The sequence below is a fragment of the Streptomyces sp. NPDC048057 genome (assembly GCF_040653095.1).
Lineage (GTDB): Bacteria > Actinomycetota > Actinomycetes > Streptomycetales > Streptomycetaceae > Streptomyces.
Genome location: NZ_JBEZNF010000003.1, coordinates 273,662 through 287,918 on the forward strand (window position 1 = coordinate 273,662; position 14,257 = coordinate 287,918).

Below are 14,257 nucleotides of genomic sequence, written 5' to 3' on the forward strand. Positions count from 1 at the left end.
CCGCCGCCCGCCCCGCCCCACGCTCTCGCTGCGCACGGGCCCGGACGGCAGCGCGGCCCCGCCGCCCCCGAAGGACGAAGACACCCGCAAACTCCGCCAGGACCCCCCGAAGCCCGCCCGCACGCAACCCCCTGCGGGAACGCTTCCCCCACCCGCGCCGCGACGCCCCGCGGCCTCGGCTCCTGCGGCAGAGCCGGCCCCCTCCGCCGGAGCACCGGCTGCGCCGCCGCGTCCGCCTTCGGCCCCCAACGGGGACACGAAGCCGTCTACCGCGCCGCCCTCGCCGTCGCGGCCTGCTGGTCCGGCCCCTGCCGGGGGCACGGAGCCTTCTGCCGGCGCTCCAGCAGCACCTGCGGTGTCCGGCGGTTCGGGCACGTCCGCTCAGGCTTCCGGCGGGGGCTCCAAGCCCTCTGCCAGCGCTCCGGCGACGCCTCCCGCGGCATCCGGCGTCCCGGCTGCGCCGTCGCGGCCTCCGACGGCACCCTCCGGGGGTGTTCCGGCAGCGCCGAACCCGGCTGCGCCGCCGCGTACGGCGCCGTCCGCCGCCCCGCGCGCGTCGGCTTCGGCCGGGGGTACGAAGCCTTCCGCCAGCGCGCCGCATGCTTCGGGCCGGCCCGCGACGCCGGTTGAGCCTGCGGGAACGCTTCCCCCGGCTCCGACGGGACCCGCCCCGGCAACCGCGCCGCGCAAGGCGCCGTCCGCGCCCTCGGAGCGTGCGGGAACGCTTCCTCCGGTGTCCCCGCCGCGTTCGGCGCCACGGCAGACGCCGCCACCTGAGCCAGGGGCTCCGTCGGTGCCCATGCCGCGGTCCGCGCCTCCCGCGCGCGCTGCGGCGGACGCAACCGCCGCGGGCCGGCCTGCCTCGCCCGTACGGCCGGCTCCTTCCGTCCCGCCTGCGCGTACCGCACCTGGGGCCGCGGGCCCGTCCGCTCCGCAGCGACCCGCACCGCCCGCCGCCCCGACGTGGGCGCCGCGGCCTCCCGCCGTGCCTCCCGTGCCCGGGCGTCCGCCCGCGGCCGGCGAGGCCACCGCGCGGTTGCGGCCCGTCCCCCCGCAGCCGCACTGGGGTGCTCCGGAAGCGCCCGCGGAAGTGACGACGCGGCTGCGGCCCGTGCCGGCGCGGCGGTCGCCGCGGGCCGTGGTCGCCGTGGTCTGCGGGGTGCTCGGGCTCGGGCTGATCGGGGGCGCGGTCACCGCCGGCGCACTGACCGGCGGCGCCGGTGCCAGCACCGCGGAGGCGTCCGCGTACGCCCGCGGGCACGGCCTGTGGCACAACGCACCGGTCGACAGCCTCTTCCCCCGGACGATCCAGGGCAAGGGCGCCGGCCCCGGCAAGGCCGACCGGTCGTGGAGCCGGATAGCCGTGGCGCCCGACGCCGACTGCGCCACCGCGCTCGGCCCCGGGCTCGCCGCCACCCTGGAGCCCGTCGGCTGCGCCCGGGTCGTGCGGGCCACGTACACCGACGCCACCGCCACGAACGTGACCACCGTCGGCATGGTGTTCACCGAAGAGGACGACCACGCGATGGTCTCCCTGTCCCGGCGCTTCGACGGGCAGAAGCTCGACGAGCGCGCCGACCTGATGCCGCCCGCGTACACCGCGCCCGGCACCGTCGCCGCCCGCTTCGGCGACCCGCAGCGGGCCAGTTGGACGGTGAAGGTCCTCGTCGACGCGCCCGTCGTGGTGTACGCCGTCTCCGGCTTCGCGGACGGACGCGTCATCGACGACCCCGAGCCCGCCGCCGAGGCCCGGGACCGCGCATCGACGACCGCCCCCGCGCAGGCGGGCCTCGGCCACGAGGCGACCGGCGTCGCGGCCGGCGTCGAGCGCGCACTGAAGTCCGCGCTCAACCCGCCCTCGGAGCCACCGAAATGACGCCGTCGAAGCGCCTGACCAAGCGCCCGTCGAAGCCGCAGCACCCGGCCCGCCGGCGCCGCCACCGCGCCGGCGCCCTGCTCGCGGCCACCGCCTTCGCCCTCCTGCCCGCCGTCCCCGCCCGCGCCGACGGCATCCGGGCCCAGCAGTGGGGCCTGGAAGCCCTCAACACCGCGGACGCGTGGCGCACCACCAAGGGCAAGGGCGTCACCGTCGCCGTCCTGGACACCGGCGTCGACGACGAACACCCCGACCTCGGCGACAACGTCCTGCCCGGCAAGGACTTCATCGGCTTCGGAGCCGCCCGCGGCGACCGCGCCTGGGCCCGCCACGGCACCGCGATGGCCGGCATCATCGCCGCCCACGGCCGGGGCTGGGACAACGAAGCCGGCGTCATCGGCATCGCCCCCGAGGCCCGGATCCTCCCGGTCCGGGTGATCCTCGAAGGCACCGACCCGGCCCGTGACAAGGCCCGCAAGTCGCGCGGCAGCGCCCTCGCCCAGGGCATCCGCTGGGCCGCCGACCAGGGCGCCGACGTCATCAACCTCTCCCTCGGCGACGACAGCGAGTCCGCGCACCCCGAGCCGGGCGAGGACGCGGCCGTCCAGTACGCGCTCGCCAAGGGCGCCGTCGTCGTCGCCTCCGCCGGCAACGGCGGCGAGAAGGGCGACCGGGTCTCCTACCCCGCCGCCTACCCCGGCGTGATCGCCGTCACCGCCGTCGACCGGTACGGCAGCCGCGCCGCGTTCTCCACCCGCCGCTGGTACGCCACCGTCAACGCACCCGGCGTCGACATCGTGATACCGGACCCCGACCGCAAGTACTACGAGGGCTGGGGCACCAGCGCCGCCGCCGCCTTCGTCTCCGGCGCCGTCGCGCTCGTCCTCGCGGCCCACCCCGACCTCACCCCCGCCCAGGTCAAGCAACTCCTGATCGACACCGCCCAGGAACGCCCCGAGCAGGGCCGGGACGACGCGCGGGGCTACGGCATGGTCGACCCGGCCGCCGCCATCCGCCAGGGGGAGAAGATCCGTCCCGGCGACCCCAAGGCCGCCACCGCCGGCTACGCCAAGCAGTACTTCGGCCGGGGCCCGCAGGAAACCGCGCCCCCGAAGGAGTCGTCCGGCTGGCTCGCGCCGGTGGTCGGCGGCGTCGGGGCGCTCGTCCTCGCCGTCGCGATCGTGCTGTGGCGCGGCGCCCACCCCCGCAGCGAGGGCTGACCCCCGCCCGTACGCACCCGGCCGGGGCCGCCCCCGCCGCCGGCACCGGGCACCCCGGGAACTAGGCTCGACCCGTGGCGCTCAAGAACATCCCGGACCCCGGTTTCTCCGACGACGACGGCACCGCCGACCCGCGGCTCGCCGCGGCCCTCACCGCCTGGTCCGACGACCGCACCGCGGTCCGCCCGGTCCTCGAAGCCCTCGGCGCGGCGCGGCTGCTCGTGCCCGTCGTCGCGGTGCTCGGCGAGGTCGAGACGGACGAGAACGGGCTGCGGCGCGAGAAGACCAGCGACATGGCGGTGCCCACGCTGACCGCTGGCGACCGCCGTGCGCTGCCCGCGTTCACCTCGATGGAGACCCTCGCCCGCTGGGACCCGAAGGCCAGGCCCGTCGCCGTACCGCTGCACCAGGCGCTCCAGGCCGTCGCCCACGAGAAGGCCGACACCCTCGTCATCGACCTGGCCGGGCCGGTGCCGTTCGAGCTGAGCGGCGCCGCGCTCCGGGCGCTCGCCGAGGGGCGCACCAGCGCCCATCCGCTCGACGACCCCGCCGTCACCGACGCGGTGCGTCAGGTCGTGGCGGCCGAGCCCGCGCTCGTACGGGCCCATCTGCTGCGCGGCGGCGACACCGACGGCACCCTCGCCCTGGTGCTGACGGACGACTCCGAGGCGCCCGAGGCGGCCCGCCGGGTCGCCTCCGGCATCGCGGGCCACGACGTACTGAGGGCCCGCCTGGTGCGGGGCCTCGACCTGGCGGTGCTGCCGGCCGGTGCCACCCCTCCGGGCGAGCCCTTCTTCGTCCGCGCTTAGCCGCGTCCGCGCGCAGTCAGGCGCGGGGGAAGCGGGGGACGGGCGTCAGCCGTAAACGAGCCCGGTGTACTTCTCGCCCGGGCCCTGCCCCGGCTGGTCCGGCACCAGCGACGCCTCGCGGAAGGCGAGCTGGAGCGACTTCAGACCGTCCCGCAGCGGAGCGGCGTGGAAGGAGCTGATCTCCGTGGTGCTCGCGTCCAGCAGCCCGGCGAGCGCGTGCACCAGCTTCCGCGCCTCGTCGAGGTCCTTGTGCTCCGCCCCGTCCTCCGTCAGGCCCAGCTTCACGGCGGCGGCGCTCATCAGGTTCACCGCGACCGTGACGATCACCTCGACGGCCGGCACCTCCGCGATGTCGCGGGCCATGGCGTCGAAGTTCGGGGCCTCGCCGGCCGGGTCGGGGGCGGGGGACTGGGTCGCGTCACTCATGGCGCCCACCCTAACGGCCTCACCCACGATGGTCAGCGGCGTCCCGGCGTCTGGGGCCTCCACCTCCGGCGTTGTCGTCAGTCGCGATGGCTCCGCCATCACTCTCCCCCTGGGCCTGGCGGCCCGGGTGGGGGCGCCCCCACGCGTAGCCGTGGGGGAGTACCCCCATCCTCCGCCTTGGATCCGAAGGCCCCAGGCACCGCTCCTTCTCCCACTGCCCATCGTGGGTGAGGCCGTAAGCCCCGCCCCGGGACACGCCGCCCCGGCCACCGGTTAGCCCGTTCCGCCCGGAACTGCTAGCCTTGTGTGACGACCGGCTGGACACGCATGTGCCCGGCCCACAAGTGGAGGCTCCGATCTCCCACCTGGCCGCCCCTCGGGCGGCGGGTCACCGGTCAGGTGGTGGCCATCGTTCCGTACGGACGATGGAAGCCGCCCGAAGTGCGCCCCGCGGGCCCCGCGGCGGTGCTCCGGTATTCGAGGAGCTGCCGCCTGTGTCCCGTTCGGGGCATTTTTCGTGCTCCTGCGCGGTTGGTCTTACCAAACAGACGTCACGCGGCTGCCTGCCAGTCGGCCGCGCGGTGCTACCGAGGAGGATCCATCAGCGCCGAGCCCCGCATCAACGACCGGATTCGCGTTCCCGAAGTGCGGCTTGTCGGTCCCAGCGGCGAGCAGGTGGGCATCGTCCCGCTCGCCAAGGCTCTCGAACTCGCTCAGGAATACGACCTCGACCTGGTCGAGGTCGCGGCGAACGCCCGGCCGCCCGTGTGCAAGCTCATGGACTACGGGAAGTTCAAGTACGAGTCGGCCATGAAGGCCCGTGAGGCGCGCAAGAACCAGGCGCACACGGTCATCAAGGAGATGAAGCTCCGGCCGAAGATCGACCCGCACGACTACGACACCAAGAAGGGTCACGTCGTCCGGTTCCTCAAGCAGGGTGACAAGGTCAAGATCACGATCATGTTCCGTGGTCGTGAGCAGTCCCGCCCCGAGCTTGGCTTCCGTCTGCTCCAGCGTCTCGCGTCCGATGTCGAGGACCTCGGATTCATCGAGTCGAACCCGAAGCAGGACGGCCGCAACATGATCATGGTGCTCGGTCCGCACAAGAAGAAGACCGAGGCCATGGCCGAAGCGCGTGAGGCCCAGGCCGCACGCAAGGCCGACCGTGGTGCGAAGGCCCAGGCCAGCGCGCCGACCGAAGAGCCCACCGAGGGCTGACCCCGGGGTCGCCGAGGGTTACTGGGGTTCGTCCCCAGACGCCCGGCCCCGGTCCGAAACGAAGACCTGACGCCCTTGTCTGCCCTGCGCCCTGCGCCGGGGAGGGCGTCACTGACGAGGAGATACGGCGCGATGCCGAAGAACAAGACGCACAGCGGTGCCAAGAAGCGCTTCAAGATCACCGGCTCCGGCAAGGTGCTCCGTGAGCGCGCCGGCAAGCGCCACCTGCTGGAGCACAAGCCGTCCACGCTGACGCGCCGCCTCACCGGCACCGCGGAGATGGCTCCCGGCGACGCCAAGAAGGTCAAGAAGCTTCTCGGCAAGTGACGTCGTCCCCCGCCTCCGCCCGGCGCACGCCCCAGCGGCACCAGCGCACGCGGACGCGAGGAGGAACGACGCCGGGACCGGGAGACCTATTCGTATTCGGGTCGTGCCGTCACGAGCACGACCCCGCTACAAGGAGTTAACAAGTGGCACGCGTCAAGCGGGCAGTCAACGCCCACAAGAAGCGCCGGGCGATCCTGGAGCAGGCCAGCGGCTACCGCGGACAGCGTTCGCGCCTGTACCGCAAGGCCAAGGAGCAGGTCACCCACTCGCTGGTCTACAACTACAACGACCGCAAGAAGCGCAAGGGCGACTTCCGTCAGCTGTGGATCCAGCGCATCAATGCCGCTGCCCGCCAGAACGGCATGACGTACAACCGCCTCATCCAGGGTCTGAAGGCCGCCAACATCGAGGTGGACCGCAAGATGCTGGCCGAGCTGGCCGTCAACGACGCCAACGCGTTCGCCGCGCTGGTCGAGGTCGCCCAGAAGGCGCTCCCGGCCGACGTGAACGCGCCGAAGGCCGCGGCCTGATCGCTGCGTGATCCTCACCGCCTCCGGACCCGCAGGCCCCCGTGGCCTGCGGGTCCGTGCGTATCCGCACGCACCGGCTCCGTGCGCACCGCGCCCCTGAGCCCGTACGGACGGCACCCCGAACAGCCCCGGCGCTCCCGGCAGCGAGCGACCTATCGAAAGTGAGTCCATGGCCGCCCCCGAGTTGATCTCCCCGCACTCGCCGCGCGTCGCCGCCGCCCGACGGCTGGCGAAGCGGAACTTCCGCGGCAAGGAGCGGCTGTTCCTCGCCGAGGGACCGCAGGCCGTGCGGGAGGCCGCCGGGCACCGGGTGGGCGGGGACGCCACGCTCGTGGAGCTGTTCACCACCCTGGACGCCGCCGAGCGGCACGCGGACGTCGTCGGCGCGGCACGCGACGCCGGCGCCCGGGTGCACCTCGCGGACGAAGCCGTGATCGCCGACATCTCCACCACGGTCACCCCTCAGGGGCTGGTGGGGATCTGCCGCTTCCTCGACTCGCCGTTCGAGGAGGTCGTGCGCGGCGCGCCCCGGCTCGTGGCCGTCCTCGCGCACGTGCGCGACCCCGGGAACGCCGGCACCGTCCTGCGCTGCGCCGACGCCGCCGGGGCCGACGCCGTCGTCCTCACGGACGCCTCCGTCGACCTGTACAACCCCAAGGCGGTCCGGGCGTCCGTCGGCTCCCACTTCCACCTCCCCGTCGCCGTCGGCGTCCCCGTCGAGCAGGCCGTACGGGAGCTGAAGGGCGCCGGAGTGCGGATCCTGGCCGCGGACGGCGCCGGGGACCGGGACCTCGACCACGAGCTGGACGCGGGCACCATGGGCGGCCCCACCGCGTGGATCTTCGGCAACGAGGCGTGGGGACTGCCCGAGGAGACCAGGGCGCTGGCGGACGCCGTCGTCCGGGTGCCGATCCACGGGAAGGCGGAGAGCCTGAACCTGGCGACCGCCGCGGCCGTATGTCTCTACGCCTCGGCGCGCGCCCAGCGCGCCGGCAGCGCTCGATGAGCGGACCGGTCGCTCAGGGGGCGCACTAGCGCAGGGGGTCCGAGCGGTCACCTTGAGCTAGTAGGGTGACGGGCTCGGGGGGCCGCGGAGGCGGAGAGGCGGGGAAACGGGCATGAGTGTCGGGACGAGTGGACTGGCGGAGACACACGGGACGTTCCTGTGCGCCTCCAACAACCCCGAGGCGTTGGCCGTCGACCCGGACGACCTCCCCGACGGGCTCGTCGTCGCCGACGAGCACGGCCGGGTGATCTGCTTCAACGAGGCCGCCGTGCGCATCACGGCCGTCCCCCGCGCCGACGCCATCGGCCTCCCGTTAGACCTGGTCCTGCCGCTGGAGGACCTGAAGGGCCGCCGCTGGTGGACGCTGACCGACCCTTACGGCGGGCTCGCCACCCGGGTGGGACAGCCCGAGCGCAATCTGCTGCTCCCCGGCGGCCGGGAGGTCCTGGTCTCCGCCCGCTACGTGCGCAAGCACCCCACCGGGCCGATACGACGACTCGTCGTCAGCATTCGCGGCACCGAGGCCCGCCGCCGCAACGAGCGCAGCAACGCCGAGCTGATCGCCACCGTCGCCCACGAGCTGCGCTCCCCGCTCACCTCCGTCAAGGGCTTCACGGCCACCCTGCTCGCCAAGTGGGAGCGGTTCACCGACGACCAGAAGCGGCTGATGCTGGAGACCGTCGACGCCGACGCCGGCCGCGTCACCCGGCTCATCGCCGAACTCCTCGACATCTCCCGGATCGACTCCGGCCGGCTGGAGGTCCGCCGGCAGCCCGTCGACATCGCCGCCGCCGTCACCCGGCACGTCCAGGCCCACATAGCCAGCGGCCAGAGCCCCGACCGCTTCTTCGTACGGATCCGGCGCGCGCTGCCCGACCTGTGGGCCGACCCGGACAAGATCGACCAGGTCCTCGGCAACCTGCTGGAAAACGCGGTGCGCCACGGCGAGGGAACCGTCACCATTGACGTGGCGCCCGCATCGGCGCACCGCGACCCCGACGACCCCGACGATCAGATGCCCCAGGAAGGGACGGCCGTCACCGTGAGCGACGAAGGACCCGGCATCCCCGAGGAGTCGATGAGTCGCGTCTTCACCCGCTTCTGGCGGGGCAGCAAACGCGGCGGCACCGGGCTCGGGCTGTACATCGTCAAGGGCATCGTCGAGGCGCACGGCGGGACGATCACCGTCGGCCGCGGCGCCGGCGGCGGCGCCGAGTTCCGATTTACCTTGCCCGTCGGCGCTCCCGCTTATCTGAGCTGAGCCGCCCTCGGGCCACCCCTGCCAGGTCGTGTCCTCAAAGTCCCGTCTGCCCGTCGTGCCCTGGTGCGCGCCCTCGCCGCGTTCGCGCGCACCAGAACCCGCCAGGCCCGCCCCAAGGGCGGACGACGCTCCTTTGAAGACACTCCCCAGGCCCGGCCGGCAGCCCCTTCGCCGGCCCCGGGGCTCACCCCGGAAACACCCGCCCCGCGCGACCTTTAGACTCGGCCCTTGGCACCTTTGCGTCCTACGTCGTCGAGCGGGGCCGCGCCCATCAGCCAATCGGAAGCACGGGAAGAGATGTCGGCACCCAACAAGTCGTACGACCCGGTCGAGGTCGAGGCACTGAAACCGGAAGAGATCGAGCGCATGCGCGACGAGGCGCTCGCCGCCTTCGCCGCCGCACCGGACCTCGACGCGCTCGCCCACGCGAAGGTCGCGCACACCGGGGGCACCTCGCCCCTCGCCCTCGCCAACCGTGAGATCGGCGCCCTGCCGCCGCAGGCGAAGGCCGAGGCAGGCAAGCGCGTCGGCCAGGCCCGCGGCGCGGTGAACAAGGCGCTCGCCGCCCGCCAGGGCGAACTGGAGGCCGAGCGCGACGCCCGGGTGCTGGTCGAGGAGGCGGTGGACGTCACCCTGCCGTACGACCGCGTACCGGCCGGCGCCCGCCACCCCATCACCACGCTCTCGGAGCGCATCGAGGACGTCTTCGTCGCCATGGGCTACGAGGTCGCCGAAGGACCCGAGGCGGAAGCCGAGTGGTTCAACTTCGACGCGCTGAACATCGGCCCCGACCACCCCGCGCGCGGCGAGCACGACACGTTCTTCGTCCGCGGCGAGGGCCGGGCGGCGGACGGCTCCGGCGTCGTGCTGCGCACCCACACCTCACCGGTGCAGATCCGCTCGCTGCTCCAGCGCGAGCTGCCGGTCTACGTGATCTGCCCCGGCCGCGTGTACCGCACCGACGAGCTGGACGCCACCCACACCCCCGTCTTCCACCAGGTCGAGCTGCTGGCCATCGACGAGGGCCTGACCATGGCCGACCTCAAGGGCACCCTGGACCACATGGTCCAGGCGCTCTTCGGCGGCGAGGGCATGAAGACCCGGCTGCGGCCGAACTTCTTCCCCTTCACCGAGCCGTCCGCCGAGATGGACATGGTCTGCTACGTCTGCCGCGGCCAGTCGGTCGGCAACCCCGACCGCCCCTGCCGCACCTGCTCCAGCGAGGGCTGGATCGAACTCGGCGGCTGCGGCATGGTCAACCCCAAGGTCCTGGTGGCCTGCGGGGTCGACCCCGAGAAGTACAGCGGATTCGCCTTCGGGTTCGGCATCGAGCGGATGCTGATGTTCCGCCACAACGTCGAAGACATGCGAGACATGGTCGAGGGTGACGTCCGGTTCACCCGGCCCTTCGGGATGGAGATCTGATGCGGGTCCCGCTTTCCTGGCTGCGGGAGTACGTCGACCTGCCGGCGACCGCGACCGGCCGTGACGTACAGGCCAAGCTCATCGCGGCCGGTCTGGAGGTCGAGAGCGTCGAGCAGCTCGGCGCCGGCCTCACCGGCCCCCTGGTCGTCGGCCGGGTCCTGTCGATCGAAGAGCTGACCGAGTTCAAGAAGCCGATCCGGTTCTGCCTGGTCGACGTCGCGGACGCCAACGGCACGGGCGAGCCGCAGGAGATCATCTGCGGCGCCCGCAACTTCGCCGTCGGCGACAAGGTCGTCGTCGTGCTGCCCGGTGCCGAGCTGCCCGGCGGCTTCAAGATCTCCGAGCGCAAGACGTACGGTCGGGTCTCCCGCGGCATGATCTGCTCGTCCGGCGAACTCGGCATGGGCGACGACGCCTCCGGCGGCATCATCGTGCTGCCGCCCGAGTACGAGGTCGGCACGGACGCCGTCCAGCTGCTGGAGCTGCGCGACGAGGTCCTGGACATCGCCGTCACCCCGGACCGCGGCTACGCCCTGTCCCTGCGCGGCGTCGCCCGCGAGGCCGCCACCGCGTACGGGCTGCCGCTGCGCGACCCGGCGCTGCTCGACGTCCCCGGCCCGAACGCCGACGGCTACCCGGTCGAGGTCGCCGACCCCGTCGGCTGCGACCGCTTCACCGCCCGCACCGTCGTCGGGCTGAACCCCGAGGCGCGCTCCCCGATCTGGCTCCAGCGCCGGCTCCAGAAGGCCGGCATGCGCCCCATCTCGCTCGCCGTCGACATCACGAACTACGTGATGCTGGAGCTGGGCCAGCCGCTGCACGCCTACGACCGCTCCCTGATCGAGGGACCGATCGGGGTGCGCCGCGCCCAGCCGGGGGAGAAGATCACCACCCTCGACGGCGTCCAGCGCGTCCTCGACCCCGAGGACCTGGTCATCACCGACGACCGCGGGCCCATCGGCCTCGCCGGCGTCATGGGCGGTGCCCACACCGAGATCGCCGACACCGTCGTCGACCCCGAGTCCGGCCAGGTCCGCGGCACGTCCGAGGTCGTCGTCGAAGCGGCGCACTTCGACCCCGTCGCCATCGCCAGGACCGCCCGGCGCCACAAGCTCTCGTCCGAGGCGTCCCGGCGCTTCGAGCGCGGCGTCGACCCGCTCGCCGGCGCCGCCGCGGCCCAGCGCACGGTCGACCTGCTGGTGCTGCTCGCCGGCGGCACCGCCGAGCCCGGCGTCACCCAGGTCATCACGCCCAGCGCCCCCCGCACGGTCACCATGCGCGCCGACCACCCGGACAAGGTCGCCGGCGTCGCCTACGGCCGGGAGACCGTCGTCCGCCGCCTCCAGGAGGTCGGCTGCGACGTCTACGGGCAGGACGAACTCGTCGTCACCGTCCCGTCGTGGCGCCCGGACCTCGCCGCGCCGAACGACCTCGCCGAAGAGGTCGTCCGGCTGGAGGGGTACGAGAACCTCCCGTCCCGGCTGCCCCGGCCCACCTCGGGCCGCGGGCTCACCGAGCGCCAGCGGCTGCACCGCCGCGTCGGGCGCGCGCTCGCGGGCGAAGGCTACGTCGAGGCGCTGAACTACCCGTTCGTCGGCGCCTCCGCGCTGGACCGCCTCGACCTGCCCGCGGACGATCCGAACCGCCGTCTGGTCACCCTCGTCAACCCGCTGTCCGACGAGGAGCCCGCGCTGCGCACCACGCTGCTGCCCGGACTCCTCGGCGCCCTGCGGCGCAACGACGGCCGCGGCAGCCACGACCTCGCGCTCTTCGAGACCGGGCTGGTCTTCCACCCGATCGCCGAGCCCCGTCGGGCCGCCGCGCTCGGCGTCGACCACCGCCCCTGTGACGAGGAGCTGGCCGGTCTCGACGCGGCCCTGCCCGACCAGCCCCGGCACGTCGCCGTGGTGCTGGCCGGCGCCCGCGAGCAGGCCGGCTGGTGGGGCAAGGGACGCCCGGCGGACTGGGCCGACGCGGTGCAGGCGGCCCGGACCGTCGCCCGCGAGGCCGGCGCCGAACTCGCCGTCGAGCAGGCCCAGTACGGCCCGTGGCACCCCGGACGCTGCGCCGAGCTGTTCGTCGTGATCGACGGGGTCAAGACCTCCGTGGGGCACGCCGGCGAGCTGCACCCGCGCGTCACCAAGGCGTTCGGGCTGCCCGCCCGCAGCAGCGCGATGGAGCTGGACCTGGACCTGGTGGCCCGGGCGGGCGAAGGCGCGCCGGTCGCGCCGCGCATCTCCACCTTCCCCGTCGCCACCCAGGACGTCGCCCTCGTGGTCGACGCCCACGTCCCCGCGGCCTTCGTGGAGCACGCGCTGCGGCTGGGCGCCGGTGAACTGCTGGAGTCCATCCGACTGTTCGACGTCTTCACCGGCGAGCAACTCGGCGAGGGCAAGAAGTCGCTGGCGTACGCCCTGCGCTTCCGCGCCCCCGACCGCACCCTCACCGTCGAGGAGGCGACCGCGGCGCGCGACGCCGCCGTCGCCAGCGCGGCCCAGCACGCGGGAGCGGCCCTGCGCGGCGCCTGACGCCGACGCCTGACGTGAGAAGGCCCCCGACCGCCCCTGCGCGGTCGGGGGCCGCGTCGCACCGCCCACCCCGGGTGCACCCCTCGGCCACGGAGCCGCACCGACGGCCCGGTACACCTCCGTGCTCCCCTGTGACGACTGTCACAACACACCGGCATACTCACTCATTTGAGTGAGAACGGTGGAGGCTGTTCCCTTCGCACCCGCACGCTCGACAGAATCGTCCCGGCCGTAGGGGCGGCCCGGAGCGCCTGACAGGTGCTGACGAGGGGACCATCCGCATGATCCGTAGCAGGTCTGTACGTCCCTTTCCGCTCGTGCGCCGGGACCAGCAGCCCCGCCCTGATCGGGGGCGCGCACCGGCGGACGAGCCGCGCGCCCGCCCGCCAGCGCACCGACGTTCCCGGCTGCGAAGGCTGTTACTGGCGCTCGGACTGCCCGTGGCCTGCGGCGCCGCGGCCATCGCCGGCCGCGTCGTCCTCCCGCACGACCATCCCGAGAGCCTGGGCGAACGGATCGTCGCGGGCCTCCTCTTCCTCGCCCTGGGCACCGGACTGGTTCTCGCCGTGCGCCGACGGCTCAGCCGCGAACTGCGCCGGGTGCGGGCCGTCGCCTATGCCACCCAGCGGGTGCTGCTCCGCCCGCCGCCCGCCCGCCTCGAAGGGCTCTCCATCGCGGCCAGCCAACTCTCCGCGAGCCGGGGCGCGTCCGTCGGCGGCGACCTGTACGAGGTCGTCGCCTCGCCGTACGGGGTGCGCGCCGTCATCGGGGACGTGCGCGGCCACGGACTGCCGGCCATAGGGGCGGTCGCCGCGGTCCTCGGCAGCTTCCGGGAGGCCGCCTACGACGAGCCCGAACTCGCCGGCGTGTTGCGGCGCTTGGACCGCGCCGTCCAGCGGCACCTGCGCGAGCGCGCCCGCGACGAGCACCCCGCCACCGGCGCGGACGACCCGGGCAGCCCGTCCGCCGAGGAGTTCGTCACCGTCCTGCTGCTCCAGATCGCCCCCGACGGCGGGATGATGGCGCTGAACTGCGGACACCCCTGGCCCTACCGGCTCGGCCCCGGCGCCCGGCCGCTCGCCGCCGTCGACCCCCTGCCCCCGCTGGGCCTCTTCCCGCTGCCCGCCGAACTCACCCCGTACCGCTGCCGTCGACTGCTGCCCGGCGAGGCGCTGGTGCTGCACACGGACGGCGCCGCGGACGCCCGGGACGCGGCGGGCCGGTTCTTCGGACTGGAGGCCGTGCTGCGGCAGACCGCGCCGGGCCCGCCGGCCGCGCCCGCGACGGTGATCTCCACGGTGCAGTCCGCCCTGCTGCGGCACACCGGCGGGCGGCTCACGGACGACGTGGCCCTGCTGGTGCTGCGCAACGACCGCCCCCGGCCGCCGGCCCGGTGCGGCCGGCCGCACCGCAGTCCCCGTCGGGAGCCCTCCCGCCAGTAGCGCGGCCCTGCGCGCTTGCCTGTGGCTCTGGCCGGAGCCGCGGTGGCCCCACCGGGCCGCAGGCGGGACAACAGGGCGCGCAGCACGGCGGGACCGCAGGCCGAAGGCCCGTCCTCGTGCGTGTGAGGACGGGCCCGGCCTGCCGCGCGCTGCGGAGGCAGGGACCTCCGAGGGCTGCCCGCGCGGCCG

12 protein-coding genes are annotated in these 14,257 nt (G+C 74.2%); 11 read left to right on the forward strand and 1 reads right to left on the reverse strand.

What is annotated here, in order from left to right; genetic code table 11:
• Positions 1-994: 994 nt before the first annotated feature.
• The 3 genes from AB0E05_RS05000 (at position 995) to AB0E05_RS05010 (ending at position 3,905) form a co-directional block, all read left to right on the forward strand.
• A complete protein-coding gene (locus tag AB0E05_RS05000; RefSeq protein ID WP_361958883.1) occupies positions 995-1,876 on the forward strand; it encodes a hypothetical protein in 882 nt (293 codons plus the stop codon).
• Positions 1,873-3,096 (forward strand): type VII secretion-associated serine protease mycosin, encoded by a 1,224-nt coding sequence (mycP, locus tag AB0E05_RS05005; RefSeq protein WP_361958886.1) that lies wholly within the window; start codon positions 1,873-1,875, stop codon positions 3,094-3,096. Before AB0E05_RS05000 ends, mycP begins: the two co-directional genes overlap by 4 nt.
• Positions 3,097-3,170: 74 nt before the next feature.
• On the forward strand, positions 3,171-3,905 hold the full coding sequence (locus AB0E05_RS05010; protein ID WP_361958889.1) for an SseB family protein: 735 nt from the start codon (positions 3,171-3,173) through the stop codon (positions 3,903-3,905).
• A gap of 45 nt (positions 3,906-3,950) precedes the next feature.
• Here AB0E05_RS05010 and AB0E05_RS05015 read toward each other — a convergent pair whose 3' ends face one another.
• Positions 3,951-4,331 carry a DUF1844 domain-containing protein gene (locus AB0E05_RS05015; RefSeq protein ID WP_361958892.1) on the reverse strand — a complete coding sequence of 127 codons (381 nt, stop codon included), beginning with the start codon at positions 4,329-4,331 and terminating at the stop codon, positions 3,951-3,953.
• Positions 4,332-4,862: 531 nt separating this feature from the next.
• Here AB0E05_RS05015 and infC point away from each other — a divergent pair.
• The 8 genes from infC to AB0E05_RS05055 all read left to right on the forward strand — a co-directional run bounded on the left by infC (position 4,863) and on the right by AB0E05_RS05055 (position 14,068).
• Entirely contained in the window at positions 4,863-5,549 is a 687-nt protein-coding gene (infC, locus tag AB0E05_RS05020; RefSeq protein WP_361959108.1) for a translation initiation factor IF-3, read from the forward strand.
• A 132-nt stretch (positions 5,550-5,681) separates the two neighbouring features.
• Positions 5,682-5,876, forward strand: coding sequence for a 50S ribosomal protein L35 (gene rpmI / locus AB0E05_RS05025; protein WP_361958895.1), 195 nt, complete (start codon positions 5,682-5,684; stop codon positions 5,874-5,876).
• Positions 5,877-6,019: 143 nt separating this feature from the next.
• Positions 6,020-6,406, forward strand: a complete 387-nt coding sequence (gene rplT, locus AB0E05_RS05030) for a 50S ribosomal protein L20 (RefSeq protein ID WP_361535772.1) — start codon at positions 6,020-6,022, stop codon at positions 6,404-6,406.
• Positions 6,407-6,575: 169 nt separating this feature from the next.
• Entirely contained in the window at positions 6,576-7,412 is an 837-nt protein-coding gene (locus AB0E05_RS05035) for an RNA methyltransferase (RefSeq protein ID WP_361958899.1), read from the forward strand.
• A gap of 112 nt (positions 7,413-7,524) precedes the next feature.
• Positions 7,525-8,673: an ATP-binding protein gene (locus tag AB0E05_RS05040; protein WP_361958902.1), complete on the forward strand. Its 1,149-nt coding sequence runs from the start codon at positions 7,525-7,527 to the stop codon at positions 8,671-8,673.
• Positions 8,674-8,970: 297 nt separating this feature from the next.
• Entirely contained in the window at positions 8,971-10,098 is a 1,128-nt protein-coding gene (pheS, locus tag AB0E05_RS05045) for a phenylalanine--tRNA ligase subunit alpha (RefSeq protein WP_361958905.1), read from the forward strand.
• Positions 10,098-12,626 (forward strand): phenylalanine--tRNA ligase subunit beta, encoded by a 2,529-nt coding sequence (gene pheT / locus AB0E05_RS05050; RefSeq protein ID WP_361958908.1) that lies wholly within the window; start codon positions 10,098-10,100, stop codon positions 12,624-12,626. The genes pheS and pheT overlap by 1 nt, the downstream gene beginning before the upstream one ends.
• A 440-nt stretch (positions 12,627-13,066) precedes the next feature.
• Positions 13,067-14,068, forward strand: a complete 1,002-nt coding sequence (locus AB0E05_RS05055) for a PP2C family protein-serine/threonine phosphatase (RefSeq protein ID WP_361958911.1) — start codon at positions 13,067-13,069, stop codon at positions 14,066-14,068.
• Positions 14,069-14,257 lie beyond the last annotated feature (189 nt).

Bases quoted from the DNA above. Each gene is read 5' to 3' on its own strand.
- mycP (WP_361958886.1), top strand. From the start codon at position 1,873: ATGACGCCGTCGAAGCGCCTGACCAAGCGCCCGTCGAAGCCGCAGCAC.
- AB0E05_RS05015 (WP_361958892.1), bottom strand. From the start codon at position 4,331: ATGAGTGACGCGACCCAGTCCCCCGCCCCCGACCCGGCCGGCGAGGCC.
- rpmI (WP_361958895.1), top strand. From the start codon at position 5,682: ATGCCGAAGAACAAGACGCACAGCGGTGCCAAGAAGCGCTTCAAGATC.
- AB0E05_RS05035 (WP_361958899.1), top strand. From the start codon at position 6,576: ATGGCCGCCCCCGAGTTGATCTCCCCGCACTCGCCGCGCGTCGCCGCC.
- AB0E05_RS05040 (WP_361958902.1), top strand. From the start codon at position 7,525: ATGAGTGTCGGGACGAGTGGACTGGCGGAGACACACGGGACGTTCCTG.
- pheS (WP_361958905.1), top strand. From the start codon at position 8,971: ATGTCGGCACCCAACAAGTCGTACGACCCGGTCGAGGTCGAGGCACTG.
- pheT (WP_361958908.1), top strand. From the start codon at position 10,098: ATGCGGGTCCCGCTTTCCTGGCTGCGGGAGTACGTCGACCTGCCGGCG.